23 protein-coding genes and 1 other annotated feature are annotated in these 26486 nt (G+C 49.3%); of the genes, 18 read left to right on the forward strand and 5 right to left on the reverse strand.

The window, feature by feature from the left end:
• The first annotated feature begins 50 nt into the window (after window positions 1–50).
• Window positions 51–304 (forward strand) — a binding site (T-box leader).
• A 52-nt stretch (window positions 305–356) separates the two neighbouring features.
• Entirely contained in the window at window positions 357–1610 is a 1254-nt protein-coding gene (gene tyrS, locus AM231_RS04670; protein WP_054401510.1) for a tyrosine--tRNA ligase, read from the forward strand.
• A gap of 190 nt (window positions 1611–1800) precedes the next feature.
• Here tyrS and rpsD read toward each other — a convergent pair whose 3' ends face one another.
• A complete protein-coding gene (gene rpsD, locus AM231_RS04675) occupies window positions 1801–2403 on the reverse strand; it encodes a 30S ribosomal protein S4 (protein WP_053488989.1) in 603 nt (200 codons plus the stop codon).
• A 525-nt stretch (window positions 2404–2928) separates the two neighbouring features.
• Between rpsD and AM231_RS04680 the strand changes: the two genes are divergently transcribed.
• The 5 genes from AM231_RS04680 (at window position 2929) to AM231_RS04700 (ending at window position 7877) form a co-directional block, all read left to right on the forward strand.
• Window positions 2929–4914: a sensor domain-containing diguanylate cyclase gene (locus AM231_RS04680; protein ID WP_054401511.1), complete on the forward strand. Its 1986-nt coding sequence runs from the start codon at window positions 2929–2931 to the stop codon at window positions 4912–4914.
• 104 nt (window positions 4915–5018) lie between these two features.
• Window positions 5019–5849, forward strand: coding sequence for a hypothetical protein (locus tag AM231_RS04685; RefSeq protein ID WP_053488987.1), 831 nt, complete (start codon window positions 5019–5021; stop codon window positions 5847–5849).
• 134 nt (window positions 5850–5983) lie between these two features.
• Window positions 5984–7099, forward strand: a complete 1116-nt coding sequence (locus AM231_RS04690; RefSeq protein ID WP_054401512.1) for an aminopeptidase — start codon at window positions 5984–5986, stop codon at window positions 7097–7099.
• A 94-nt stretch (window positions 7100–7193) separates the two neighbouring features.
• Window positions 7194–7439 (forward strand): HPr family phosphocarrier protein, encoded by a 246-nt coding sequence (locus AM231_RS04695; protein WP_053488985.1) that lies wholly within the window; start codon window positions 7194–7196, stop codon window positions 7437–7439.
• A 150-nt stretch (window positions 7440–7589) separates the two neighbouring features.
• Window positions 7590–7877 (forward strand): Fpa/YlaN family protein, encoded by a 288-nt coding sequence (locus AM231_RS04700; protein WP_009589686.1) that lies wholly within the window; start codon window positions 7590–7592, stop codon window positions 7875–7877.
• A 119-nt stretch (window positions 7878–7996) separates the two neighbouring features.
• On the opposite strand, the gene cax is transcribed toward AM231_RS04700, so the two are convergent.
• Window positions 7997–9070, reverse strand: coding sequence for a calcium/proton exchanger (cax, locus tag AM231_RS04705; protein ID WP_054401513.1), 1074 nt, complete (start codon window positions 9068–9070; stop codon window positions 7997–7999).
• 186 nt (window positions 9071–9256) lie between these two features.
• Here cax and AM231_RS04710 point away from each other — a divergent pair, with 186 nt between their 5' ends.
• Complete coding sequence (locus AM231_RS04710; RefSeq protein ID WP_053488983.1) at window positions 9257–9643, forward strand: Asp23/Gls24 family envelope stress response protein; 387 nt, start codon at window positions 9257–9259, stop codon at window positions 9641–9643.
• Between the two features lie 56 nt (window positions 9644–9699).
• Here AM231_RS04710 and ftsW read toward each other — a convergent pair whose 3' ends face one another.
• Both ftsW and AM231_RS04720 read right to left on the reverse strand, forming a co-directional pair.
• Window positions 9700–10911 carry a putative lipid II flippase FtsW gene (gene ftsW, locus AM231_RS04715; protein WP_054403532.1) on the reverse strand — a complete coding sequence of 404 codons (1212 nt, stop codon included), beginning with the start codon at window positions 10909–10911 and terminating at the stop codon, window positions 9700–9702.
• Window positions 10912–10922: 11 nt separating this feature from the next.
• The gene (locus tag AM231_RS04720) at window positions 10923–11270 is read right to left on the reverse strand and encodes a YugN family protein (RefSeq protein WP_053488982.1); all 348 of its coding nucleotides are present in this window, start codon (window positions 11268–11270) and stop codon (window positions 10923–10925) included.
• Between the two features lie 255 nt (window positions 11271–11525).
• Here AM231_RS04720 and AM231_RS04725 point away from each other — a divergent pair, with 255 nt between their 5' ends.
• From AM231_RS04725 to AM231_RS04765, 9 genes are all read left to right on the forward strand, one after another.
• Window positions 11526–12041 (forward strand): NUDIX hydrolase, encoded by a 516-nt coding sequence (locus tag AM231_RS04725; RefSeq protein ID WP_054403533.1) that lies wholly within the window; start codon window positions 11526–11528, stop codon window positions 12039–12041.
• Window positions 12042–12074: 33 nt separating this feature from the next.
• Window positions 12075–13244, forward strand: coding sequence for a M20 family metallopeptidase (locus tag AM231_RS04730; RefSeq protein ID WP_106406047.1), 1170 nt, complete (start codon window positions 12075–12077; stop codon window positions 13242–13244).
• 150 nt (window positions 13245–13394) lie between these two features.
• Window positions 13395–15206: a DNA repair helicase XPB gene (locus AM231_RS04735; RefSeq protein WP_054401515.1), complete on the forward strand. Its 1812-nt coding sequence runs from the start codon at window positions 13395–13397 to the stop codon at window positions 15204–15206.
• Complete coding sequence (locus tag AM231_RS04740; protein ID WP_054401516.1) at window positions 15206–16909, forward strand: helicase-associated domain-containing protein; 1704 nt, start codon at window positions 15206–15208, stop codon at window positions 16907–16909. The genes AM231_RS04735 and AM231_RS04740 overlap by 1 nt, the downstream gene beginning before the upstream one ends.
• A gap of 104 nt (window positions 16910–17013) precedes the next feature.
• On the forward strand, window positions 17014–17451 hold the full coding sequence (locus tag AM231_RS04745) for a YlbF/YmcA family competence regulator (RefSeq protein WP_054401517.1): 438 nt from the start codon (window positions 17014–17016) through the stop codon (window positions 17449–17451).
• 48 nt (window positions 17452–17499) lie between these two features.
• Window positions 17500–17763 (forward strand): YlbG family protein, encoded by a 264-nt coding sequence (locus AM231_RS04750; RefSeq protein ID WP_053488978.1) that lies wholly within the window; start codon window positions 17500–17502, stop codon window positions 17761–17763.
• 379 nt (window positions 17764–18142) lie between these two features.
• Window positions 18143–18580 (forward strand): hypothetical protein, encoded by a 438-nt coding sequence (locus AM231_RS04755; RefSeq protein WP_053488977.1) that lies wholly within the window; start codon window positions 18143–18145, stop codon window positions 18578–18580.
• Between the two features lie 117 nt (window positions 18581–18697).
• Complete coding sequence (locus tag AM231_RS04760) at window positions 18698–19594, forward strand: selenium metabolism-associated LysR family transcriptional regulator (protein ID WP_054401518.1); 897 nt, start codon at window positions 18698–18700, stop codon at window positions 19592–19594.
• Between the two features lie 37 nt (window positions 19595–19631).
• Entirely contained in the window at window positions 19632–20501 is an 870-nt protein-coding gene (locus AM231_RS04765) for a PHP domain-containing protein (protein ID WP_054401519.1), read from the forward strand.
• 110 nt (window positions 20502–20611) lie between these two features.
• On the opposite strand, the gene AM231_RS04770 is transcribed toward AM231_RS04765, so the two are convergent.
• Window positions 20612–22369, reverse strand: a complete 1758-nt coding sequence (locus AM231_RS04770) for an Rqc2 family fibronectin-binding protein (RefSeq protein WP_054401520.1) — start codon at window positions 22367–22369, stop codon at window positions 20612–20614.
• Between the two features lie 184 nt (window positions 22370–22553).
• On the opposite strand from AM231_RS04770, the gene AM231_RS04775 reads away from it, so the two are divergent.
• Entirely contained in the window at window positions 22554–25349 is a 2796-nt protein-coding gene (locus AM231_RS04775) for a calcium-translocating P-type ATPase, SERCA-type (RefSeq protein ID WP_054401521.1), read from the forward strand.
• Between the two features lie 75 nt (window positions 25350–25424).
• Window positions 25425–26261: a diaminopimelate epimerase gene (gene dapF / locus AM231_RS04780; protein ID WP_054401522.1), complete on the forward strand. Its 837-nt coding sequence runs from the start codon at window positions 25425–25427 to the stop codon at window positions 26259–26261.
• Window positions 26262–26486: the final 225 nt, after the last annotated feature.

Here is a 26486-nt window from a genome sequence, read left to right on the forward strand (position 1 = left end):
TTGACTTTTTTGGGAAGCTTATGTTACAAATTAATGCAAAGTTCATATCGAGAAAAGCATGGAAGGACATCAGTAGAAGGTGGAGTATTCGTTTCCAGAGAGTCGGTGGCAGCTGCAAACCGATAACGAACCCCTTTGAATTACCGTCTGGAGCTGACCGGGGGAAAAAGCAGCATCTTTTGGCTGCCTGAAGTAGTCCGGTTCCGGGATGACACTCCCGTTATGGAAATGAAGTGAAAGTCCGCTTCCATCAGAACGGATTTTAATTAGGGTGGTAACGCGAGCGCTCCTACTCGTCCCTTGGGATGAGCAGGAGCTTTTTTGCGTTCATACTATAAAAGGGAGGCGTACGAAACATGGAATGGGATGGTTTATCGAATGTTCAGCAGCAGGAGGTCAAGCGGCAGATGGAGGTGATCTCCCGTGGAGCGGTAGAGATTATTCCGGAGGAGGAGATGAGGCAGAAGGTAATGAGATCTGTCGTAACCGGCGAGCCGCTACGCGTCAAGCTGGGTATGGACCCGTCGGCACCCGATCTTCACCTCGGACATACCGTCGTACTGCAGAAGCTGCGTCAGTTTCAGGAACTCGGACATGAAGTACAGCTTATCATCGGGGACTTTACGGGCAGGATCGGAGATCCAACAGGCAAATCTGAAACACGCAAACAGTTGTCTGAAGAAGATGTGAGACGGCATGCGGAAACGTACCAGAAACAAATATATAAGATGCTCGACCCGGAGAAAACGAAGGTATATTACAATTCTGAGTGGCTTGCACCGATGACTTTTGCCGAAGTGGTAAGTTTATCGGCAAAAGTTACGGTGGCGCGGATGCTGGAGCGCGATGATTTTACAAAACGTTATCAGAGAGGACTCCCGATCAGCATTCACGAGTTTTTTTACCCACTGATGCAGGGGATGGACTCGGTGGCGCTTAAAACCGATGTCGAGCTTGGAGGGACGGATCAGAAGTTTAACTTGCTGATAGGGCGTACTCTGCAGAAGGAGTATGTGATAGAGACTCAGGTTGCGATTACGATGCCGCTGATTGAAGGACTTGACGGTGTACAGAAGATGAGCAAGAGCTTGGGCAATTACATCGGTATTGATGAAGAACCAAATGAGATATATGGTAAATCGATGTCTGTGCCGGATGAGCTGATGCTCAAATACTTCCGCTTGGCTACGGATTTGGCCAGTGAGGAGATTACCAGATTGGAGGACGGGCTTCGGGATGGGAGCATTCATCCCCGGGATGCCAAGATGAGCCTGGGGCACAATCTCGTTCGTATGTATCATGGGAGGGAGGCTGCGGATGCCGCCCAGCAGCATTTTGTGACCGTGTTCCAGCAGAAGGCCCTTCCTGAAGACCTTACGGAATATATGATACTTGAAGAAGAATTGGAGGATGGTAAGATTTCGCTTGTCAAACTGTTGACGCTGCTCGGTTTTGCTGCTTCCAACGGCGAGGCCAGGCGCAGTATCCAGCAAGGAGCTGTTAAATGGAATGGAGAGAAGTGCAGCGATATCTACGGTGAATTCGTTCCTGAGAACGGGGATGTCGTCCAAGTGGGCAAGCGTAAATTTGCCAGATTAGCACTTTCTTAAGATGATAAACGTGGGACAGTACAGATTGGCAGGGCAACAGATATGTCTAGCAAGGCATATTCTAGATAAGGACAGATTTCGCTTAGCTGTTGCCTTTCCTGCAATATTCTAATATCAGGGAAGAGTCCTTCTCAATAAAAAAAAAACCTGAAGGCCAGGGCCTTCAGGTTTTTTGGGTTCCGAGTTAATCTTAACGGTTGTAGAATTCGACGATTTGCTTCTCATCGATATCTTGGGAAAGTTCGGAACGCTCTGGAAGACGAATATACTTTCCTTCCATAGCGGCTTCTTCAAACTCAACGTACGCTGGCAGATGAACGCGGTTAGCCAAAGCTTCCTTGATGGAAGAGAGGCTGCGGCTTCTTTCACGAAGACCGATGACATCGCCAGTGCTTACAGCGTAAGAAGCGATATCGACTTTCTTGCCGTTCACAGTCACGTGACCGTGAGATACCAACTGGCGAGCACCCGCACGGCTATTGCTGAAGCCAAGACGGTAAACCAGGTTGTCCAAGCGGCTCTCAAGCAGGATCATGAAGTTCTCACCTGCGATCCCTTTCATGCCGGTTGCTTTGTTAAACAGGGTTTTAAATTGCTTCTCGCCCAAGCCGTACATATGACGAAGCTTCTGCTTTTCTTGAAGCTGCATACCATAGTTACTAATTTTTCTCCGTTGGTTAGAACCATGCTGACCTGGAGGGAAAGGGCGCTTAGCCAATTCTTTACCTGTACCGCTCAGGGAGATTCCCAGACGACGGCTTAATTTAAATTTAGGACCGGTGTAACGTGCCATATTATATAGACTCCTTTTTAATTGAAATTTCATCAGGGCTCTATTTGCGCCGTATTTGTTTGCTCTAACGTATTCTTCCGGAAGATCTGATAGGAAAGTTCAGCCGCTGTCCTGTCAGTAACAAATAACGTGAGGGTGACACAACCCGCCCAAATTCATCGAATGCATTGCATTCTTACTCAACAATAAATATTATATGAAGTAATGAGATAAAGTCAAGTTCAACCTTCAACTTTATAAATCTTGGTTCATGTCTAATTTTGTCGATAGGACTCAGGACCTAAGAATATTGTAGAAAATGCATAAATTATAATGCAAAGATGGGTAGAAAAGAGTAATATGATAGTATATGAAGTAGTCGTAATTATCTAGTACATAACGTAAAGATTATGGTGGTTGCCATGTCTCCAAATGTTGAACAGTAGGGTAAACACCATTCAAGCGGCAGCAAGCGGTCTCTTACAATATGAACTCAAACTCCCATGATAGATAGACCTTTTATAACGGTGCAAAGGAGCGCCCAATATGTCAGAAGAACAACGGAAAGTGTATGAGAGCTCTCCTGCTTCCGCCATTATGCTCAATGATTCCGGGCATTTTCGAGGAAACGGGTCTTGTCTTTTGCATCAGAGCTTGGATATTACACCTCATGATTTCCCTTATCTTCAGCCCCTCTTCTCAGACAGCTATCAGGAGTGGCTACGAGAAAGCGCAGGCACGCAGGCGATGAAGAAAATCAGCTGGGCCCTTCTTTCTCATGAGGGAGCTTGGCTGACAGGAGCGCCTGAATTAATGGAATATTTCGTTGAAAGCGAAGTTCAGAAGATATTGCGCACTTTAAATTCCCAAAAAGTTGCCCAATTTGTAGGGAAGGGATCTTTTGAGGGAAGAGCGGTATGCGCTGTTCCGCTGCTCACCCGTGTTCATGGCGATGTGTTTGCGATATGGGTCGGTGTTTCCTTGAATCCGATGGAGGCGGAGCAATCGCTGATGTTGACTGAAACGTATGCTCTATTATACCGTGCCTGCTTTTATCGCAAACTGGACGACATATTTGCTGAGGATTTGGACAAAGTTCACTCTCAGGCTGAGTCTGAAGTGCACAGGCGTTCGATTCTGTTCCAGTATGTGAAACGGATGCATGTACAGAACAATGTGGATTGCGTGCTGGTTGAAGCTATAGACAGCGTCTTGGCCCTCTATCCGAAAGCCAAGGTTGAATTATTTATGTCCCAAGACCATGAGAGTGGTCATCCACTGGTACGTCCTCTGCTGATTCACCACTGGCAGGAAGAGGTCTATGTTCGTACATTTATGGAAGGTTCATTGACGATTCATGAACATAAAGACCCCGACACGACCGTAGAGATCGGAATCCCCATGGGAGGCAAGCAGGGTGTTTATGGCGTCATCCATGTTGAAGTGGACAAGTCGGAGCTGCCTGAGATGGATCTGGAGCTGCTGGGGATGATGGCCGATGCGGCGGGCAATGCATTTGAGAATGCAAAATTGTATGAGCAGTCCAATCTGATGATTCATGAGCTCCGGATGATTAACGAATTGACCCAGCGCTTGAACAAAAGCCTGCACTTAGCAGAGATTTTTCAGTTTGCAAACCAGGAGCTGCTGAAGATCCTAAAGGCGGATTATTGCTGCATTTTAATATATAACGAAGAGTTAGGCGGGCTTGAAGTCGTGTCGTGCAATGCCGAGGGGCTTGCCAAGGAGATTTTTGAGAAGGATTACGGCTTGGGCGGTCTGGTCTATCATTCGAAGGAACCGATGATCCTGTCCGATTATCAGCAGGAGCGTCCTGCAGAATCCAAACTGATGGAGAGCACGCAGTCCAGTTCAATGATTGCTACCCCGTTAACGGTGAATGGGGATGTACGCGGCGTTGTGCTTCTGACTCATGCGAAGCGGCATTATTTTTCGTATAACAGCTACCGGCTGCTGCAAGCGTTGACAAGCCATGTTGGGCTTGCCATTGGCAATGCCTTTTTGCATGCCGAAGTGAGAAGAATGGCGAACCGGGATATGTTGACTGAGTTGTACGCGCGTCATTATCTCGACGAAATGATCCATGAGTGTCAGAAACGGGATTTTTGCGGCTCGCTCATTGTTGTGGATATTGATGAATTCAAACAAGTGAATGATACGTTCGGTCATCAGCGAGGAGACAAAATTCTGAAGCAGGTCAGCAATATCGTAAAAACAACCATTCGTCACAGCGATATTCCTGCACGTTGGGGCGGCGAAGAGCTGGCCGTGTATTTGCCCGGACTTGGGGTTCGGCAGGCCATGCAGGTCGCTGAACGGATTCGCTTAAGAGTAGCAGAGGAAACCGACCCGCGAGTGACGGTGTCCTGCGGAATCTCGGAGTGGAATTGGACGAATGACAAGATCAGCGTAGAGTCACTTTTTTATCGGGCGGACATGGCCCTCTACGAAGCGAAGCATGGCGGCCGCAATCGAATTATGGCAGAGAAAACGGAAATCAGGTCGGATTGAGATACCCTGCAGCTGCGAGAGGCTGCAGGGTTTTTTCTGTAGTCTGCATAATGTGAAGGACCCCGGATAGCCTAAGGAGCAAGAACAATGAGAGGCTGATGGATATGAGAGCGAGCAAATGCTATAGCGTTTTTGGAGTGGTTCTCTTCGTTTGTTGTTGTTTGGCTGGGTGTGGTTGGCAGGATGGGCAGTCAGCTGAGGAAACGTTTAATCGTGCGCTAGCGGGGCTGTCCGGCGTGGACAATTTCTCGTTTAAAGGAGAAGCGGCGATACGGGGCGAACAGAACGGTCCATTTTTGCAAAGTCTGGCTTTTGAAGGGAAGCTGCAGCATCATACGGATTTAACGTTATCATCCAGGAATACGTTTGAAAAATTACGTAACAACAAGGTAGCTGCCGAATCGGATAACACACAGGATGGAGTTACCGTGGAACTTAAGCGGAAGGGGGGCAAGTGGAGCACGCTCTCTTCGAAACATGCAGAAGAGATGTGGATGACCCGGTTAAATCCGCTTGAATTACTGGAGTATGTGGGTAAATCAGAGAAGACAGTAACTCGGGAACTGGGAGCGGCAAGAGGAACCAAGATGCTTCGAATCGAATTGTCTCCCGAGGCGGCAGCGGATATGGCCCGTGAATCGCTAGAGGAGCAGATGAAAGCATTGGCGGAACGCATTGACCGCGCCGGTGACCCCTTATACAGTGAAAGTCCGAAGGTTCGCAAACAATTGAAAGCTCTGTGGGAGCGGGACTATACTGATATGCAAAAAATGTTGAATCAAGCGGATGCCGCTTCGGTATTTCATATGACGATTAACAAAAAAAGCCATCTACCAACAAGAGTGAGCATGGAGCGTACCTTATCTTTCGTGGATGGACAAGGGCAAGCACGTACAGAAACTTTGCTGTCTGATGTTACGTTTAAAGGCTATTGAAGAGGCACTCCTGAAAAGATATACCAGGGAAAACGCTGACGAACAGCCCTTGGCGTGCTACAATAAGGAATAAATTTACCGCTGTTCAATTCATTTCAGTAAGAGAACAGTCATCATAAGGAGGATACAGATATATGCGTGACCCCAGAATTCAAAAGCTGGCTCAAAATCTCGTAAACTATTCAGTGGATATGCAGCCAGGCGAAAACGTCCTGATTGAAATGATTGGCTCCGAGCGTGATCTGCTGAATGCGATCATAGAAGAAGTCGCAAAAGGGGGCGGCCGTCCGTTCGTACAATTAACGGATCGCACAGTTCAACGAGCCATGCTCATGAATGCAAACAAGGATCAGCTTGAATTATGGGCTGAGCTTGATCTTGAGCGCATGAAGCAAATGGATTGCTACATTGGGATCCGTGCCGGCGAGAACGTCAACGATATGGCTGATGTGCCTGAGGAAAACATGAAGATGTTCAATGCGCTATACTCGCATCCTGTACATAGTGAAGAGCGTGTTAAACGTACGAAATGGGTCGTTCTCCGCTATCCGAACGCGAGCATGGCGCAGCTTGCCAACACAAGTACGGAGGCATTTGAAGACTTCTACTTCGATGTTTGCAATCTGGATTACTCCAAAATGGACCGCGCTCAAGACCCTCTGGCCGAGCTGATGAGAAACACCGACAAGGTTCGCATCGTTGGACCAGGCACGGATCTTCGCTTCTCGATCAAAAACATCGGTGCCGAGAAATGCTCCGGCCAGAAGAATATTCCCGATGGCGAAGTGTATACAGCGCCTGTTCGCGACTCGGTTAACGGGACCATTGCATATAATACGCCGACTCTCTATAATGGCGTAACTTTTGAAAATATTAAATTCCGCTTTGAAAACGGCAAAATTGTCGAGGCCACTGGCAGCGACACCAACCGGCTGAACGAGATTTTGGATTCGGATGAAGGTGCGAGATACATCGGTGAGTTCGCGATTGGCTTCAACCCTTATATTCTGACCCCGATGAAAGATATCCTGTTTGACGAGAAAATTGCCGGCAGCCTGCATTTTACTCCAGGTCAAGCATATGATGTAACAGACAACGGCAACCGTTCTTCCATCCATTGGGATCTGGTTCTGATTCAGCGCCCCGAATACGGTGGTGGTGAAATCTACTTTGATGATCGTCTGATCCGCAAGGATGGTATTTTTGTTGTACCCGAGCTGGAAGCTTTAAATCCGGAAAATCTTAAATAGATTGGAAAAGATGTTGCATAAGAAAACGGATTCAATGTATCATGAAGGTGCAGTGATATGTATTACTAGTTCCTAAAGTTACGGAGGGATTCGTATGTCGAATAACAATCAAGCTATCGTAGAAATTTCGCAAACCGCTAGCCAGTTCTCATCCTCTATCGTTTTGCAAGCCGAGAACAAGTACATTGATGTTAAAAGCATCTTGGGTCTGTTCACTACGCTTGTCAGCAACCAAAGCTATGAATTGCATGTTCATGGACCCGATGCGGATGAAGCCAAAAAAGCGATGATCGACGTATTCACCAAGCACGGCTTGAATGTAACCGTCGTGGCTGAATAATTGTTGCCAAAAACACCCTCCATGGAATGGAAGGGTGTTTTTTCGTAGAGTGGGAGTCTATTTTGTCCAGGTCCTTGTATTGAGAAACAATTTCGACTAATATTAAAGGTAGTAACTTATGCTGTGATTTTTGACATAGGGGGGAAGATCATGACTTCATCTGATTTACAGGAACAGCTGAATTTAAAAGCGATCAGTCTTCTTCATGAAGATGCAGATAAAATCTTGAAGCTTATTGAAGTGCAGATGGAGAATCTGGCGACCCGTTACTGCCCTCTCTATGAGGAAGTGCTGGACACCCAAATGTACGGGTTCTCTAAAGAGGTTGATTTCGCGGTGCGTGCCGGGCTCCTTCCGGAAAGTACGGGAAAGCAGCTAATCAGCAAGCTTGAACGCAATCTGGCGGTCCTGTACGAAGCCATGAATCAATCCAAATAGCCTGTACTTGTACAGGCGCATACATAGAGAAAACGCATGTCGCTTTTTAAGCGTCATGCGTTTTTTTCTTGCTTGCAACTGGAGTTGGTGATCTCCGTACCTTTCACTTCCTATAGAGATTATACAAGGAAGAAGGAGACGCCTAGTATGATGTATACAGCGAGCAGCAGGAGCCCCTCATACCAGTTAGAAGCGCCGTCTTGTGTAATGGATCTGGCAATGAATACGGACACCCCGATCGCAACCAGCTCGATCGTAGTAAATACGAGATCCATCGTATCCCCGAGGAAAAAGCTGATGAACACAAGCACAGGAGCGACAAACAAGGCGATCTGCAAGCTGCTGCCTACAGCGATTTCAACGGCAGCACCGATTTTGTTCTTCATCGCGAGCATAATGGCGGCACTGTGTTCTGCCGCGTTCCCAATGATAGCCACAAGGATGGCACCGATGAAGAGCTCGCTAAGGCCATATTCATGGCTTATAGGCTCTAGCACCCCAACAAGCCATTCACTGACCAATGCTACCATCACCGTAGCGACAACAAGGTATATAATGGACCGTTTCTTGGACCAATTCGGGCCATGCTCATGCGGTAGTGCATCCTGATCCCGTTCATCGCTGACATCCGCCAAATATTCCTTGTGAGTGATCATGGAGAACCCGAGCCATGCAATGTAAGCTACAATCAGAATTCCTGCCACAATGAGACTGAGAGTCTTGGTCTCCCCTTCCGTAATGGAATGGGTGTTCAGAAAGACAGCCGGGATGAACAAGGCGATAATGGCCAGCGTCATTAGCGATCCGTTCAGACCCGCCAGCGTCATGTTGAATTTTTGAATCTTAAACTTGAGTCCACCGGCGAACAGGCTGAGACCGAGCACGAGCAGCAGGTTGCCGATGATCGAGCCGGTAATACTTGCCTTTACCATATCATACAGACCTTCCTTGATCAGAAGGATGGCGATGATCAATTCGGCAGCGTTACCGAAGGTGGCATTCAGGAATCCCCCGAGCCGTTGGCCGGCATAATGGGCAACACTTTCCGTAGCCCTGCCGAGAAATCCGGCTACGAAAATAACCGAGATGGCGGACAGAATGAACTGAAGCGTGAAGTTCCAGTTAGCAAAGTGCCCGAGAGCGCTAAGCAAAAAGGTAAAGATGAGAAGTGAGGGATTTAGCCATTTTTTCATTACCTGCACCTGCCTTATGGTTTATGTACTGATAAGTTCATACGAGTCCAAACGACGATTCTCGTATCACTTTTTACAATATACCCAATTTTTTCGGAAAATTATCGGCATTTATAAAAGGAGCATTTGCTTTTTGGGTCAGTTACCATTTACAATAACGGATAATGAGGTGAAGGAGGATATGGCATGACGGAACAACTTCAACTGGATAACGGTTTAATTCGAATATCGGATGATGTCGTCTCGAAGATTGCCGGATTGGCTGCCTTGGAAACCCCTGGTATTGCAGCAATGTCCGGCGGATTGTCTGAAGGATGGGCTAAGCGACTGAGCGGCAAGAATGTACAGAAGGGTGTAACAGTAGAAGTAGGGCAGCTGGAAGCAGCGGTGGATCTGCGAATTATCGTGCTCTATGAGACACCTATACATGAAGTGTGCCGCATGCTTCAACAGAATGTCCGCGAAGCGGTAGAGAGCATGACAGGGCTTCGTGTGGTTGAGGTCAACGTGAAGGTCGAAGGCGTAGCGTTTAAAGACGATGAAATCGACGATGTTCAGCTTCGAGCCAAATAGGATGCCCCGGGCACACCTCCTGGCTTACAATGAAAAAAGATAATAAGAAAAAAAGACTACACGGTAGCCCGGTAGTCTTTTTTAATTACAGATTTAACCTGTTCCTCTTTCATCGGACGGTTGCTGTCCCTCGATATGCTAAGCACGATCCCCATACTCAACATCATGACCAGGAGCGAGGAGCCGCCATAACTGATGAACGGGAGGGTAACGCCAGTTATCGGGATGGTATTGGTAACCCCGCCGATATTGATGAAGGCCTGGATGGCGATCAGTCCCATAATGCCGACGCCGGTCAGAGTTCCGAACGGATCCGAGCAGCGAAGCGACACGATGATCCCACGCAGAATAAAGTATAAATAGAGCAGAAGGAATATCGCGGTTCCGATAAAACCGAATTCCTCACCGATAACGGAAAAGATAAAGTCGTTATATGGGTTTGGCAGATAGTGCAGCTTCTGTACACTCTCCCCGTATCCAGCCCCGGTGACACCGCCCTGCCCAATGGCGATGAGCGATTGAACCAGATTGTAGCCGGTGTCCGACTCATCATGGAAAGGGTCCATGAAAGCTTCGATGCGGCCCATTTTGTAGTCCTTGGAAGCCTGCTCCTGATCGCCGCCGCCGGAGCTGAAGAGCGAGCCAACACCAAGGGTAAGCACCAAGCCTAAAGCAACCAGCGAGATACAGCCGAGGATATGCTTAAGGCTCGCTCCGCCTGCGTAGATCAACAGACCGCTGGTCGCCACGAGGATGAAGCAGGAGCCGAAGTCTGGCTGCAGCATGATAAGCCCGGCTACGATCCCCACAATAATAAGGACGGGGAAGAAACCACCCTTCCATTGGCGGATTCGTTCCCCTTTCTTGGTAATCAGCGCTGCGAGATAAACAATGGTCGCAATTTTGGCCAGTTCGGTCGGCTGTATGCCAAGCTTGCCTAAGTTGAACCAGCTTGTGGCGCCATTGGTTGCAGAACCGATAATAACCACAAGAATCAGTAAAAGCAGCGTGAGAAAAAAGACCGGTATAAATAGCTTCTTGTACTTCTTATAGTTGATGTTCATAGCAACGAACATGACAAAAATGCCGAGAATCGAAAAAGCGACTTGCCGCTTTGTAAAGTACAAAGGATCATTAAATTTGAAAACGGCCAAGCTGGAGCTGGAACTGAACACCATAACCAGTCCGAATCCCACCAAGAGCAAGGTGAGAATCAGCAGTTGAAAATCAGGCGTTCCTCTCTTCGGCTGAGGTTTGGTCGTATTCATCGTGTTCAACCTTACGCTTCCAGAAGAGCTTTAAGCTCTTGAAGTTTCTTGGTGGCTACGTTCATAACGGGTTGAGGAGCTACGGATTCATACTCAAGTCCGTGCGGAAACGTAGCTTTACCCAGGTATACCGCTTCGATTTTGAGAATGGTGTCCGGCTTTTCCAGCTTGCCTTCAACCGCACGCGTGTTAATGCGCAGGAAATATTCTGCCTGATTTTTATTATCTTCGATTTTTAAGTCATATGTAGCGCGATGGTATTCCCACTGCCAACGAATGAAGCCTACCTTCTCGGCACATTCATCAAGATAAGCTAAATCGCTGTGTAATCCGTCCAAGCCTGTATTTTCGAAAATCATGTGGTCGCAACCCCCTTAATAGTCCATGCAAAGTTCTTTAATATGATAGTATGTTTCAAGAACTTCTGCAAGCCTGTACCGCCCGTCACGCTTCATTCATGCTCATTATTACGGCTGAGAATTTGATAACGACAGGCAATTCTCTTTTCTGTTAAAATAAATGAAACTGAAAACGCTGTAAAATGTACGCTTTCCATCCAGTTGGTTATATATTCATAGGATATGAATTCAAAGATGGAAGGGTGGACATGGCTGATGAATCGCATCGTTTACCGTACGGACTATTATGCTGTGGAAGAAAACGAGAACCAGGAAATTGTTGTGATCGATCAGATACCGGAATCCGCAGCGGTTGTAGCCGTTCACCAAGGGTGCCTGCTTCTGGTATTTCAGCATCGGGAAGCGGTAAATGAGGTCACGTGGGAGCTTCCAGGCGGAACGGTGAAACCCGGTGAAGAGCCTGCCCTTGCCGTAAGGCGGGAGCTGGAGGAGGAAGCTGGGGTGCTGTGCAAGGACATGTCCTATATGGGCTGCGCGTACCCGATGGCATCGCTCGCTAACCGGAATGTTTATTATTATTTTACCGACGATTTGAAGGTGTCCGGGAGTCAGGAGTCGAATCTCCAAGATGAAGATGATGAAGGGGTAACAGCTGTGTGGGTCCCGCTTCGGGATGTGTATCGCAAGATCAAGGAAGGCGGCCGCATGGATGCCATGGTTGGACATGGTCTGCTGTTAAGCAAACTCCACGGCTTTCTAGCGTTGGATTGAGCCGCAAACAGCGGGGGAGGATGATGGAACTTGATGAAGCAAGCATTTTGGGAACAATGGTATCCGCAGATGGTAAAGTGGCGGCGTTATTTACATATGAACCCGGAACTTTCGTTCCAGGAGAAGGAGACTTCAGCATTTATTGCAACCCGTCTTCAAGAGCTTGGCCTGGAGGTCAAGACCAATGTCGGCGGGTACGGCGTGATAGGGATTCTTAAAGGAGACAAACCCGGCAAAACGGTTGTGCTGCGCTCTGACATGGATGCGCTGCCGATAGAGGACGGCAAGAGCTGCGAGTATAAATCACAAAACCAAGGGGTTATGCACGCTTGTGGACATGACGGACATACCTCCATTCTGCTTGGAGCCGCGGCATACTACAGTACGTATCCAGAAGAAGTTCAGGGTGAGATTCGCTTTATGTTCCAGCCTGCGGAGGAAGTATGCCCAGGCGGAGCGGTAGCGATGATCAAGGATGGAGCGCTTGATGGAGCCGATGTTGTATATGGTCTGCATCTGTGGACACCGTTACCAGTAGGAATGGTTGCGAGTGCTCCGGGCCCGTTGATGGCGGCAGCAGATGAGTTCTTCATCGACATTACCGGGCGCGGAGGCCATGGCGGTATGCCGCATGTGACGGCCGATGCTCTGGTAGCGGGGGCTGCGCTCGTGATGCAGCTTCAGACGATTGTCAGCCGGAGCGTGGATCCGCTTCAGCCTGCAGTGGTCACGGTAGGAACGATGCAAGCTGGGAATGCGCAGAACGTGATCGCTTCCTCTTGCCGGATCACGGGCACGGTGCGCACATTCGACGAACCTACGCGGACGCTGATCCGGGAGCGAATCGAGCATATGACCCGGACCATATCCGATACCTATGGCACGAAGTCAACGGTCCGTTACCTGGTTGGTTATCCCCCTGTGGTGAACGACGAAGCTGAAACGGAACGGTTTTTCCGCACAGCTCCCAAGGTTGTCGCAGCGGATCAGGTGAAGGTATCGCCGAAACTGATGCCGGCCGAGGACTTCGCCTACTACCTGAAAGAGATTCCAGGCTGCTTCATGTTTGTTGGAGCCGGCAATCCGGACAAAGCTGCGATCTACCCGCACCATCACCCGATGTTCGATTTTGATGAAGAGGCGATGCGTTACGGAGCGAAGCTCCTAATTGAGATGGTGGCGAGCTGTCAGAATGAAGAATAACGGCAATCGAGATGTCAGCGCATGAACTCCCGCATTTTGGAAATCCTATAGATCATAGGGGAAGTTCTTATCCATTACGATGGATAAGAACTTCTTTTTTTAACCCGGGCTATGAAAATAGCGAACGACAGCCTATGAGGAGGATAAAAGATGAACAATAAACCCTGCATCGTCCAGCGGGATCGAACCATACTTCTTGAGACCGCCCATGCGGATTTTGAAACAGCACGAGAACAACTGGCACAGTATGCTGATTTGATTAAAAGCCCTTCGTCTTTTCATACATATCGATTGACACCATTGTCTCTATGGAATGCTGCTGCCAGTGGGATGAGCGCCGCAGAGATTTGTTCAAGTCTCCAGTCTTTGTCGCGCTGGGATGTGCCGGAGGCTCTGCTGGGAGAAATTCTCCAGCTCGTAGAACGTTACGGGCAGTTGTCTCTGCTTCCCCATCCGACGCAGGAACGTCTACTGCTGCTTCGGTTAAAGCACGCCGCTTTAATGCAGGAGATAGCCCCCACACTTTCCTCTATGGGGGTTCGCATGGTTGCGGAAATGGAAGCGGAGGTGCCAGCAGACCGCCGTGGTGTGATCAAGCAGGAGCTGACCCGCCTCGGCTACCCGGTGCTGGATCATGCCGGATATCTCGATGGGCAATATTTGAACATCCTTTGGCGGGGAGAAACCTCGGTAACAGAGAATAGTGAAAAACCTAACGGCGTGCCATCGAATGAATCCGAGCTTTATACAGACAAGCATCCAAGCGATCAAGGTATCAAGCTTCGTGATTATCAGCAAAAAGCGGCAGATTGTTTCCAGGATGCCGGCGGTATGGGGGGGAATGGTGTTCTTGTTCTTCCTTGTGGAGCCGGCAAAACGATGATTGGTATAGCTGCTATGCGTGATCTTCAATGCGAGACCTTAATTCTTACATCCAATACGACCTCTGTAAGGCAGTGGATCGAGGAGTTGTTACAGAAAACGACGCTGTCCCTGGAAGAAGTCGGTGAATACTCCGGTCAGCGAAAAGAGGTACGTCCTGTGACGGTTGCCACATATCAAATTCTTACCCACCGTCCTGGAAAGGGCAAAGAGCAGGAGCATATGAAGCTGTTTAACGAACGCCCTTGGGGCTTGATCATTTATGACGAAGTTCATCTTCTCCCGGCTCCCGTATTCCGTGCGACGGCCGACATCCAAGCAACGCGCAGATTGGGACTGACGGCGACTTTGGTCCGTGAGGATGGCAGAGAGCATGATGTTTTCTCCTTGATCGGACCCAAGCGATACGATATGCCCTGGAAAAGGCTGGAGGAACAAGGCTGGATCGCAACGGTGGCCTGCACAGAGATTAAGGTGCCGATGCAGGAGGAGACAAGAGAAGCCTCCATGTCGGCTGGCAAAAGAGAGCAGTATCGCCTTGCTGCCGAGAATCCGTCCAAGCTGCAAATCGTACGGCAGCTTGTAGATCTCCACAAGGATGCACAGACACTGATCATTGGCCAGTACCTGGATCAGCTTCATCTCATGGCCAAGGAGCTGCAGGCCCCACTCATCACAGGCCAAATGAGTCAGGATCGCCGTAATGAATGGTACAGGGCATTTCGGGAAGGGGAGGTACGCGTGCTCGTCGTATCGAAAGTAGCGAACTTTGCGGTGGATTTGCCTGATGCTTCGGTTGCCATCGAAGTTTCGGGCAGTTATGGATCACGGCAGGAGGAGGCACAGCGTCTTGGTCGATTGCTGCGGCCCAAGCAAGGAGCGAACCGTGCATTTTTCTATGCATTGGTATCGGAAGACAGCCGCGAGGAAAGCTTTGCAAATCGGCGGCAGTTGTTTCTGATTGAGCAGGGATATGAATATCGAGTGATACAAGCAAAGCTCCAGGAATCATTCGATCTTCTGTCAAAGTCAACTATACCCGGCTTTGTCCTGGAAGAAGAGAGGGAGGCTGCGCGGTGATGCAGAACCCCCGGGACACAACGCAGACTCAAAGCCTCATGGCTCTCCTTCCAAAGGAGCGCTCGGTTCTTCAGCACATCTGGAGCCGATATGCCGGGCAATGCTTTGATGACGGCAAGCTGCGCTCATTGTACGTGCAGCGCCTGAGCGGCATGGAAGTGCAGCTTGCTTTCGTTTCCCTGCTTCAACAAGGATGGCTGCAAGCGGTGAAACAGGGATGGGGGGACAGGCTGTATTATATTCCTTTTAATAAGCTTCAAATATTGCAGGAGGGCTTTGGACACCTGAAGGCCCATTACAAACATCAAGGACATGTAAAGCTTCAGCAAGAGGGCAGGAGCGGCATAACGGTTGATATCTTCAATATTGCCGTGTATATGACCAAAAATCGTATGGCTATAACAGCAAAAGGGGTTCTGCATAAGAAAATCATTCAGAAGCTGGAACGAATAGTAAACTTAAGCCCATCCGATGTGGATGGGCTTGGCCTTCAATACATTCACGCTGATGTCTACCCTTCCCATATTGCAATCGTACTGGATCTTCTCCTCGCACTGGAGCTTGTCAGCCCCGAGCAAGGGGAGTTGAAGCTGAATTTGGACGTGCTGAGGGAATGGCTCCAGCTGCCGCACGAGGCAATGGACCGAATCATTTTACGCTATATGATGGAACGCTATGTTCCTGTTTCGGCCGAGTATCAGCATTATGTATTCCGGATATGCCATTCATCACTCACAGGAGGACAGTGGCATGTTGTGGAACAAAAACTGCCGAATGTCGTGGGTGAGGGCTCAAGAGAGGAGCTTAATCATCAAAAATTCACTTCAGCAGCTGCTATACCATGGCTTCAATTTTTGACAGGCTGCGGGTATACCGACCTGGGTGTCGAAGATGAGGGTGATTTAATGTTCCGGTGGCGTAGACCCCCATGCTCGTTGTACAGCGATGGCAGCGTGGATGATGTCAGAGCGGGGAAACTGTTTGTCCAGGCGGATTTTGAAATTTTGATTCCGCCTGATGTGCCAAATACGGTTAAGTTTACGGCAGCAAGGTGCACGGAGCGTGTCTCGGATGATCGAATGACGATTTACCGGCTGACAAGGGAATCCGTGACCCAGGCTGCGGAGACAGGAATGGGCCCTGAGAAGATCGCGGCATTTTTAAAGGAACATGCAGCTGCAGGAGTACCGGAGAACGTGCTCACTGCATTGGTTCAGTGGGGGAAGGAGATTAAACGATCGGACATGAGCCGTCATGGAGCATCGGGAGAAGAGCTGGAAATCTGCCGGACTGGCAACAATCAGAAAGAGAATCATCGTTACGCTATTCCATGTTCAATGACCTCCCTGTCATCCGGTTTGATCCGCCCAGCGCGCAGCGAGCTTGCGTTTGCAGTGAATGACGCACTTCCTGATCTATTCTTGTCTCCTCCTGCTCTGAATCATATCCCGGTGATGTGGACAAGAGAATGGCGAGTTTATCACCGTTCAACAGCGAAGCAAATGATGGAGCAGGCATTTGAGTGTTCAGCCAAGCTAGAGCTGGCAATCGGAGACAGCCGCATGGAATTTATACCCTTGCAGCTTGAGCGTCAGCCGTGGAAAGTTTCGGGAGCATTATACGATCCAAAGTCAGAACAGACGGAGGTCATAGTGACCTTGGGCGAAGGAGAATGGCAGGAAATGCGACTTGTAATTCCGTAAAAGCTTGTGAAAATCCTCTTCTTATGGCACGAGCATTATGCTATGATGAAAGAGTCCACGAAAATAAGATGTGGACAAAACCAATAGAAAAGTGGGATGAGTTCATGAGCGTATCGGAATTAAACACGGTCGATATGGCCGAGGTGCTCACCTACGCCTATGAATTAGGCGACATGATTAATGCTTCCGTCGAAGTGGCGGATTATTTATATTGGAAGCAGGCGGTTGAACGTGACCTCCTGATCCAGTCTTTAATTAAGAAGCTGGACTCGAAGAAAGAACTGTTCGAAGAGACTCAGCGGTTCGGTCACTTTCACCCGAATTACCATTCGGCCATGGAGGAAGTAGCCAAGGTGGAAGCGGAGCTGGAAGCCATAGAACCTGTGGCTCGCTTCAAGCAGGCCGAGAAGAATCTGGACGACCTGCTGCACACGATGTCGGAGCGGATTGCCTTTTCGGTATCGGAGAGCATTAAGGTTCCGGGCAATGACCCTCTACCAACTAAGGGTTGCGGCAGCGGCGGTTCCTGCCAGTGCGGCTAAAGGGAAGACTCTTGAGATTCGAGATGAAAGTGAGGTGAGGAGCCAAGGATGTTAGCTGAACGGACCGGTTATATAATATGGGTCAGCGATGTGAAGGCAGCAAGAAACCTGGAGAAGTATGGAAGTGTGCATTATATTTCACGTCGTATGCATTACGTTGTGATGTATGTTAATGCTGACCGTTCCGAAGAGACAATGAAGAATATCCGGAGATTGTCTTACGTTCGGAAGATTGAACGCTCCTACCGGAATGAGATTAAGACGGAGTATGACAGCAAAGGGCCGGATAAAGCAAAGTTCTACGGTCCCTAGCATGCTGAGCTGTTTGATGGCGTGATAGGCGCTACAGTAGCAGCAAATGAAAGATCGTAAAGCAGCCTCTCGGGGCTGCTTTTTTTACGGTTATAGTTTAGTATAGTAATCGGACTGGTCAGAAATATATGGTGAACTTTGAATAAAGAGTAAAATGTAAAATGACTTTATAGTTTGGATTGGCATAAATTGAATACTTGTTTGATAATATAGTATAAGTAAGTCCATCCACACGGTATGCAATTAGAAATATTTCTAATTTTTCGGTAATTGTTCACAAGATACGTTGTTTCAATCTTGTGAATAGGAGTGGAATGATGTAATATGTTGGGTATATATACATAGATATAAAGACCCATTTGGTGGAGAGTGATATTCCATGCGCGATAAAGGGACTGAGCGGTGGAGCACCTATGAACCGTTTTATATAACTTTAAATGATAAGAAGGTAGCCGATATCGTCATAACCAATCATGCTAAGAGTCGTTACACAGACCGGGTTGAAGACAGTGACACTTCCCATGAAGTGATTGGGACCTGGATGTGGGAATGCTTGAAGCAGGATCGCATCGTGCCTTATTATCGGAATGAACAGGATGTCTATCTGATTGATGACGACCTGGTAGTTGTTGCGGAGTTTTCGGAGCTGGAGCACGAACGTGACCTGATCGGTAATCCGCTTCATCGGATGATTATCGTGACTTTTTTGGGACGCATGTCGGAAACCATTGAACTTCGTGACCTGAAGTCTTATTACTCATGGCTTCGTCATTCACGTCGCATGACACTGATCAAGAACAGCCGCAAGCGTAAATAGAATATAGAATTGTGATGTGGCATGCGAGCGTCAGCGCGGATGTCTTTTTTTGCATGCTCTGCCATCATTGTTTACAATGATAAATCAAGAGCAGCAGCGGGAGGGGGAACCGGCAATATGAATTTTCATCAGCTCCATATTTTTTTTACGGTAGCCGAGCGGGGGAGTTTCTCTGCTGCCGCTCAGGCGCTTCATATGAGTCAGCCGGCCGTGACTATGCAGGTTCAGGCGCTTGAGGAACACTATGGAACAAAGCTGCTTATTCGTTCCACGAAACGGATGGAATTGTCCGAGGCCGGTAAGACGCTGCTTCCTTACGCCCGTAGGAGCCTGGAATTATCGCAGGAGACGGATGCAGCGATGGCGTCTTTCTCACGTAACCTGCTTGGAAGATTGCAGCTGGGGGCAAGTCTGACCATCGGGGAGTATGTGCTCCCACGATTGCTCGGACCGTTCGGCCGGGAGTACCCCGACATATCCATTATGCTAAAAGTTATGAATACAACGCAGATTCTCGAAGAAATCGCAAACCATCAAATGAACTTTGGACTGATTGAAGCGCCTGTTGAGCATCCTGATATGGTACTGAATGCAGTAATGGAGGATGAGTTAAAGCTGATCGTCCCGATAGGCCATCCATTGGCAGCGAGGGAGGGAGCCGTTTATCTGGAGGATATGCTGAAGTATCCGTTCGTACTTCGTGAGAAGGGATCGGGAACCCGGAAGGTGATGGAGGATGTACTCTTGGAACGGGGATACGACCCTGAAACCATCCAGACAGTGATGGAGCTTGGAAGCACTGGCGCAGTGAAATCTGCGGTGGAAGAGGGACTTGGCATTACGATGCTTTCGACCTCAACAGTTAAACACGAAATTGCGCTTGGGTTAGTGAAAATGATCGATATTGCAGATGCGTCTTTTAAACGAAATTATTACTCCATACAGCTGAGATCAAGTTTATTACCGATGGCGGCGATGAAGTTTCTGGACTATTTAAAGGAGCACTCACGCTAGAGAATATGAGACTCAACGAAAAAAGGAGCTGTAGAAGATGAATACATTCGTGAATCGGACGGGCTGTGACCTCCATTCCCACACCCAGGCTTCGGACGGTATGAATACACCCTCGGAAAATGTGCAGATGGCTGCCGAACGGGGATTAGCAGCGCTGGCCATCACGGATCATGATACGGTAGCCGGTGTTGAAGAAGCACTGCAAGCAGGAAAACGGCTGAATATCACGGTGGTTCCGGGCGTAGAAATCAGCACGATGACAGGTGGGACGGATATTCATGTCCTCGGTTATTATGTGGACTATCATGATTCCGTGTTTCTGGAGCGTCTGGCTGAGCTGCGTCGGACGAGGGAGCAGCGTAATACGAAGATTCTGCAAAAACTTCGCGAGCTGGGTATCGAGGTTACGATGGAAGAAGTTATCGAGGGGTTGGGGCGCCCACTGGGACCAGACGAGAGCATCGGGCGTCCGCATATTGCTGATGTGCTCGTCCTTAAAGGACATGCCCTTGATCTAAGGGATGCCTTCGACCGGTATCTCGCGCAGGGCGCAGCTGCTTATGTCCCGCAGCCGCGGATTCATCCCACGAAAGCCTGTGAATGGATACGGGAAGCAGGCGGCGTCGCTGTGCTTGCGCACCCGGGACTCTATGGCAATGACAAGCTGGTCAGGACCATCATTGAAGAAGGGGCTTTCAAAGGAATTGAAGTCTTCCACTCGGACCATGGGAAGCCGGAAGAGGAACGCTATTCGGCGATGGCCGAGGAGTACGGCCTTATCGTAACTGCCGGATCGGATTATCACGGCCAGAGGCAGGGTCAGGTATTTCATGGGGAGATCGGCAGCCGCCAAGTACCTGTTGAGGTGCTTAACCAGCTTCAACAGGCGCGTGAGACCATAAGATAGATAGACATATGCAATGTGAAAAAAACGGGTACTCCGACTGGTCATGCGACCTTTCAGGGTACCCGTTTTTGTTATTGAATGATCAAGATAGATCGATGTCTTTTTTTATCCTAATTGCGGTTATTTTTCACCGTATTCGGCATAGCCTTGATCATTTGCTCATCTGGCGTAACGAACAGCGTCTTCTGGTTGTCATAGATGACAAATCCAGGCTTGGCTCCATTCGGCTTGCGTACATGGCGAATGAGCGTGTAGTCAACAGGCACGCTGCTGGACTCTTTGGCCTGGCTGTAATAAGCGGCCAGCTGTGCCGCTTCTTGCAGCGTTGCGTCTCCGTATTCACTGCTGCGGATGACCACATGGGAGCCTGGAATATCCTTGGTGTGCAGCCATGTATCGTTTGAGGAAGCGAGACGGTTGGTCACGTATTCGTTTTGAAGATTATTTTTACCCACGTAGAGCTCGATGCCTTCCGAAGAAGTATAGACGTGAAGTGTCGGTTTGTCGTTTTTCTTCTTTTTCTTCGTTTTGCGGCTGCGGTCTCTTAAATACCCCTGTTGAATCAGTTCATCCCTGATTTCATCGATATCATTCAAGGAGGCATGTGACAGCTGCTGCAGAAGATTCTCGATGTAGCTGATCTCTTCATGGGTTTTGATCAACTGCTCATCGATCACCGCGAGGCTGTTCTTGTACTTGTTATATTTTTTAAAATATCGCTGCGCATTATCCGATGGTGTCAGGAGCGGGTCCAGGGGAATGGTGACGCTTGCCTGGTCTTCATCGTAAAAATTGATCAGCTTGGCTTCCCGGTCACCCTTCTGAATCTGATGCAGCGAGGCGAAGAGCAGCTCGCCAAAGATCCGATACCGATCAGCATCGCCGGCTTCTTCCAAATCCTTATTCAGATTGTCCAGCTTCTTGAGGTTCTTGGTCCGTTCATTCTGGAGGAATCGAAGAAGGTCGCTGACCTTCTGCTTGACGGTATCCCGCTGTGCTTTATCCCCATAATAATCTTCCAAGCATTGGCTGACGGAATCGTAGGTCCTTACTTCATCCTTCAACAGGGTTAATGGAATGACGGAGAACACCGACTTTCCCTTGGCATTGATGCCTGAGACGGGCGTGTATTGATGATTGCGGACGAGCTCCGTTATTTCTTCGAACGCATTCCACAGGCTGCCGCAGTCCTTTTCCTCTTCAAGCTCCTCGATTCTACTTCCGCCTGCACGGTAAGCGATCTCCTGGGCAGCTAGCGGGCTTAGACCGCTAAACGTGCCTACCAGCCAAGATACAGCCTGCTCTTCATTCATCAGGCAAGCTTCCCGGAAGTCTTCCTGTCCGGTTTCGAGCGTGCTCCGCTTGTGCTGTTCCGGGGGATTGGTGTAAGAGAACCCCGGCATGATGACACGGTAGCTGCTAATGGCGGGTGTCACATGGTGGATGCCGTCCAGAATCGTTCCGTTTGCGGGATCGAGCAGAATGATATTGCTGTGCCTGCCCATGAGTTCCACAATAACTTTTTTAGAGGAAATATCCCCGAGTTCATCCCGCTGACGAATCGTAATATGAATAATGCGCTCCATACCGACTTGCTGTATGTCCTCGATAATGCCGCTTTCGCAATGCTTGCGCAGAATCATGCAAAACATAGGGGCTTCGGCGGGATTCAGAAACGTTTCCTGAGTTAGATGTACCCTGGGATACGTGGGATTGGCCGATAACAGCAGCTTGGCATTTCCTTGCTGGGTACGTAGATGAAATACGATGTCTCTGTCGTTCGGTTGATATATTTTATTGATCCGGGCGCCGCGGCATGATTGAAGCTCATGCACGATTGCACGTGTGACAATGCCGTCTAATGCCATCCTTCATTCTCCTATCTGTCTGTAACCCTTCCTAAATCGTACTTCTCTATGATGCCATATTTCTCTTAAAAACTTAAGGCCCCTTCTGTGATAATTCAGGACATGTCCGAATACATTTACGTAGAAAGGGTGGAAAAGCTGTCATCCGCCGGAACTTGCAAAACAACCGGGAGGGAAAGGGAGCATGGAACAAAAGCAATGGCATCAGATGAATACGGATGAACTGCAGCATGAACTGCATACGCATCCGCAGCAGGGCCTCACGGAAGAGGAAGCCGGGGAGAGGCGGAAAAAAAGTGGCTATAATGAGCTCTCCGAGGGCGTTAAGATTTCTCCACTTGTACTGTTCTTGAATCAATTTAAGGACTTCATGGTGTTAGTGCTTCTTGGGGCTACCTTGGTGTCTGGATTGCTGGGTGAATATCTGGATGCTGTCACCATCGTGGCCATCATTCTGATCAACGGGATCCTTGGTTTCGTTCAGGAATTCAAGGCGGAACGGTCGCTTCGTGCTTTGAAGCAGCTGTCCGCGCCGATGTCCAGGGTCATCCGGGACGGTAAAGTGCTACAGGTTGCGGCCAGGGAACTCGTACCTGGCGATGTCGTGCTCGTTGAGAGTGGAGACCGAATCCCGGCAGACGTTCGCTGGTTTGAGGTGAACAGCTGCAGTGTTGAAGAGTCGGCTTTGACCGGTGAATCTCTGCCGGTTAACAAACATGCCGAGCCTATCCTCGATGCGGATGTTCCGCTGGGAGACAGGAAGAACATCGGGTTTATGGGCACCATGGTGACTCGCGGCACGGCGAAGGGAGTTATCATCCGCACCGGAATGGATACGGAGATGGGCAAGATTGCCGATTTGATCCAGAATACGGAGTCCCAGGAGACCCCGCTGCAGCATCGCTTGGAACAGCTTGGTAAAATTCTGATCGCCGTTTCACTGGGACTTACGATATTGGTGGTCATTGCAGGCATTCTGCATGGACAGCCTGCTACCGGTATGTTTCTGGCGGGTGTCAGTCTCGCGGTTGCAGCAATTCCCGAAGGGCTTCCGGCCATCGTTACGATTGCCCTCGCGCTTGGCGTGCAGCGTATGATTAAACGGAAGGCGATCGTACGCAAACTGCCATCTGTGGAGACGCTCGGGTGTGCCTCGGTCATCTGTTCTGATAAAACCGGCACCCTCACCCAGAACAAAATGACGGTAACAAAGGTCTGGTTAGGAGGGCGTTCTCTGGAGGTTACTGGCCAGGGGTATGATCCAACTGGACAAATTCTCTATCATGGTAAACCTGTCGAGCTGCGCTCCGATCAGGGGCTGCGCAGATTACTCCAAATCAGCGGGCTGTGCAATAATGCCGAGATCTATGAGATCGTACAAGAAGAGAAGCGAAACAAGCGTAAGGCCAAGGAAGAACCGCTGACTGCTGCTTGGGAGTTGAAGGGAGATCCGACAGAGGGCGCGTTACTGACATTATCCTCTAAAATGGGACTTAACCGGAGCAGTTTGAATACGATCTATCAAAGAGACAGAGAGTTTCCGTTTGATTCGGAGCGGAAGCTGATGTCTGTAATTGTCAGCCATCAGGGAGGCCGCTTGCTCTGCACGAAAGGTGCGCCTGATGTCCTGCTGGATGCCTGTACCTACATCATGTGGGACGGAAACGTTGTTCCGCTTACCGCTACGCTTCGCCAGAAAGTGCTTGCCGCCAATGAAGGCATGGCCTCCGAAGCGCTGCGCGTACTTGGTTTGGCTTATCGGGATCTGCGTCCCTATGACAAGCCAGATACGGAACGAGAAGCCGAGAGCCAGCTTATTTTTGTCGGATTGGCCGGAATGATCGATCCGCCGCGACGCGAAGTGCGCGATGCGATTGCAACATGCCGACGCGCGGGAATCAAGACTGTTATGATCACGGGCGACCACCGGACAACCGCAGAAGCGATTGCCACCCAGCTTGGGATCCTGCCAAGGAATGGTCTGTCGTTATCGGGTCAGGAATTGTCCGGGATGGATGACAAGGAACTGGATGCTCGGGTCGATCAGACCTATGTCTATGCCCGTGTATCGCCTGAGCATAAACTCCGGATAGTCAAATCGCTTCAGCGAAAAGGGCATGTGGTTGCCATGACCGGAGACGGCGTGAACGATGCGCCAGCAATCAAGGCATCCGATATCGGGATTGCCATGGGCATCACGGGGACGGATGTGACCAAAGAAGCCTCGTCGCTGGTGCTCAGCGATGATAATTTTTCCACCATCGTTTCCGCGATCGAGGAGGGACGGAGCATCTATGAGAATATCCGCAAATTTATCCGTTACTTACTTGCTTCCAATGTCGGTGAAATTCTTACGATGTTTTTTGCGATGATGATGGGTCTGCCGCTGCCGCTCGTTCCAATCCAGATTCTGTGGGTAAATCTCGTCACGGACGGGCTACCGGCTATGGCGCTTGGAGTGGACCAGCCGGAAAAAGATCTGATGGAGCATAAACCCCGCGGAGCCAGAGAGAATATTTTTGCCAGACGGCTTGGCTGGAAAATCATCAGCCGCGGTATTCTGATCGGCCTATGTACACTTGGGGCATTCTGGATTACGCTGCGCATCGCACCGAATGATCCGGGTCAGCTGACTAAAGCACAATCTGTTGCCTTTGCGACGCTTGTCATGGCCCAGTTGATTCATGTGTTTGACTGCCGCAGCTCACGATCGATTTTCCACCGCAATCCGCTGCAGAACAAAGCGTTGGTCCTGGCTGTGTTATCCTCGGTCGTATTAATGCTTGGTGTCATGTACATTGAGTTGTTCCAGCCAATCTTCAAAACTATGCCATTAAGCTTGAAAGAGTGGGCGTTGGTCCTTGTTGCTGCAGGCATTCCTACGTTCTTAATGGGAATCGGAAGCGTATGGGGTGGCAGAAGGAATAGACACCGGAACCGTCGCACAATGATAACGAATAGTGCAAATATTTCAGCCTGAAATGAATGGATGGCCCATCGACTCTCCGATATGCTAAGCACAAGCGAAGCAACTGCAGAGGAGATGGGTTTTACTATGGAATTCACAAAAGTACATGGCCTTGGCAACGACTTTATTGTCATATACGGGGAGCCGGAAATACCTGCGGACGCATCCGCGCTTGCTGTAAAATTGTGCAACCGATATTTCGGTATCGGAGCGGACGGACTTGTTTATATTTTGCCTTCCGCTAAGGCTGATTTCATGATGCGGATTATCAATTCGGATGGCTCTGAAGCCGAACAGTGCGGCAACGCCATCCGCTGCATCGCGAAATATGTATATGACAACGGTTATATAGGCCGAGAGGAGATTACGATAGAAACGATAGGCGCCGGAGTACAGAAACTGCACTTGATGGTACAGGATGGACATGTATGCAAGGTGCGGGTAGATATGGGGGAGCCTGTATTAGACGGCTTGAGCGTGCCTACGACGATGGAACTCGATTCGATTGTAAATCAGCCTATTATAGTGGATGGACGGGAATTTCGCATCACGGCATTGTCCATGGGCAATCCGCATTGCGTCATTTATGTGGATGACGTGGATCGCTTGGATCTCCTGGCATGGGGACCTAAGCTGGAGGCGTATCCCCTCTTCCCTCGCAAGACCAATGTGGAGTTTGTAAAGGTGAATTCGCGTATTCATATGGATATGCGGGTATGGGAACGCGGAGCTGGGCCAACACTGGCCTGCGGTACCGGAGCCTGTGCCACATTGGTATCCTCCGTGCTGAATGGTTTGACCGAGCGCTGTGCAACGATTTCCCTGGCAGGCGGAGATTTGATTATCGAGTGGGACGAAACCGACAATCACGTGTACATGACAGGGCCGGCGGAGGTTGTGTATAAGGGGACGATTGCAACTTAGGCCATGAGGTTGAAAGGGACTGACTCAAAATCTATTGGGCGTCGAAAGGTGTGCGTGGGTTCGCCTTGCTAATTGGCTAACCCCAGCATCTTGCAGTAATGTCTACTCGGATATTTTTATAAGTTTGTCTTGCAGGGATGGACACAGTGGGGCTGTCCCATAAGTAGGTTTGCTCACTTGACGGACAGTTCGTCAGATAAAAAAATGCGTCAAATGAAGAAATGG

The organism is Paenibacillus solani (genome assembly GCF_001277345.1).
Lineage (GTDB): Bacteria > Bacillota > Bacilli > Paenibacillales > Paenibacillaceae > Paenibacillus_AQ > Paenibacillus_AQ solani.

What these genes read in the sequence shown, in the direction of transcription:
- tyrS (WP_054401510.1), top strand. Translation starts at nt 357, where the DNA reads ATGGAATGGGATGGTTTATCGAATGTTCAGCAGCAGGAGGTCAAGCGG.
- rpsD (WP_053488989.1), bottom strand. Translation starts at nt 2,403, where the DNA reads ATGGCACGTTACACCGGTCCTAAATTTAAATTAAGCCGTCGTCTGGGA.
- AM231_RS04680 (WP_054401511.1), top strand. Translation starts at nt 2,929, where the DNA reads ATGTCAGAAGAACAACGGAAAGTGTATGAGAGCTCTCCTGCTTCCGCC.
- AM231_RS04685 (WP_053488987.1), top strand. Translation starts at nt 5,019, where the DNA reads ATGAGAGCGAGCAAATGCTATAGCGTTTTTGGAGTGGTTCTCTTCGTT.
- AM231_RS04690 (WP_054401512.1), top strand. Translation starts at nt 5,984, where the DNA reads ATGCGTGACCCCAGAATTCAAAAGCTGGCTCAAAATCTCGTAAACTAT.
- AM231_RS04695 (WP_053488985.1), top strand. Translation starts at nt 7,194, where the DNA reads ATGTCGAATAACAATCAAGCTATCGTAGAAATTTCGCAAACCGCTAGC.
- AM231_RS04700 (WP_009589686.1), top strand. Translation starts at nt 7,590, where the DNA reads ATGACTTCATCTGATTTACAGGAACAGCTGAATTTAAAAGCGATCAGT.
- cax (WP_054401513.1), bottom strand. Translation starts at nt 9,070, where the DNA reads ATGAAAAAATGGCTAAATCCCTCACTTCTCATCTTTACCTTTTTGCTT.
- AM231_RS04710 (WP_053488983.1), top strand. Translation starts at nt 9,257, where the DNA reads ATGACGGAACAACTTCAACTGGATAACGGTTTAATTCGAATATCGGAT.
- ftsW (WP_054403532.1), bottom strand. Translation starts at nt 10,911, where the DNA reads ATGAATACGACCAAACCTCAGCCGAAGAGAGGAACGCCTGATTTTCAA.
- AM231_RS04720 (WP_053488982.1), bottom strand. Translation starts at nt 11,270, where the DNA reads ATGATTTTCGAAAATACAGGCTTGGACGGATTACACAGCGATTTAGCT.
- AM231_RS04725 (WP_054403533.1), top strand. Translation starts at nt 11,526, where the DNA reads ATGAATCGCATCGTTTACCGTACGGACTATTATGCTGTGGAAGAAAAC.
- AM231_RS04730 (WP_106406047.1), top strand. Translation starts at nt 12,075, where the DNA reads ATGAAGCAAGCATTTTGGGAACAATGGTATCCGCAGATGGTAAAGTGG.
- AM231_RS04735 (WP_054401515.1), top strand. Translation starts at nt 13,395, where the DNA reads ATGAACAATAAACCCTGCATCGTCCAGCGGGATCGAACCATACTTCTT.
- AM231_RS04740 (WP_054401516.1), top strand. Translation starts at nt 15,206, where the DNA reads ATGCAGAACCCCCGGGACACAACGCAGACTCAAAGCCTCATGGCTCTC.
- AM231_RS04745 (WP_054401517.1), top strand. Translation starts at nt 17,014, where the DNA reads ATGAGCGTATCGGAATTAAACACGGTCGATATGGCCGAGGTGCTCACC.
- AM231_RS04750 (WP_053488978.1), top strand. Translation starts at nt 17,500, where the DNA reads ATGTTAGCTGAACGGACCGGTTATATAATATGGGTCAGCGATGTGAAG.
- AM231_RS04755 (WP_053488977.1), top strand. Translation starts at nt 18,143, where the DNA reads ATGCGCGATAAAGGGACTGAGCGGTGGAGCACCTATGAACCGTTTTAT.
- AM231_RS04760 (WP_054401518.1), top strand. Translation starts at nt 18,698, where the DNA reads ATGAATTTTCATCAGCTCCATATTTTTTTTACGGTAGCCGAGCGGGGG.
- AM231_RS04765 (WP_054401519.1), top strand. Translation starts at nt 19,632, where the DNA reads ATGAATACATTCGTGAATCGGACGGGCTGTGACCTCCATTCCCACACC.
- AM231_RS04770 (WP_054401520.1), bottom strand. Translation starts at nt 22,369, where the DNA reads ATGGCATTAGACGGCATTGTCACACGTGCAATCGTGCATGAGCTTCAA.
- AM231_RS04775 (WP_054401521.1), top strand. Translation starts at nt 22,554, where the DNA reads ATGGAACAAAAGCAATGGCATCAGATGAATACGGATGAACTGCAGCAT.
- dapF (WP_054401522.1), top strand. Translation starts at nt 25,425, where the DNA reads ATGGAATTCACAAAAGTACATGGCCTTGGCAACGACTTTATTGTCATA.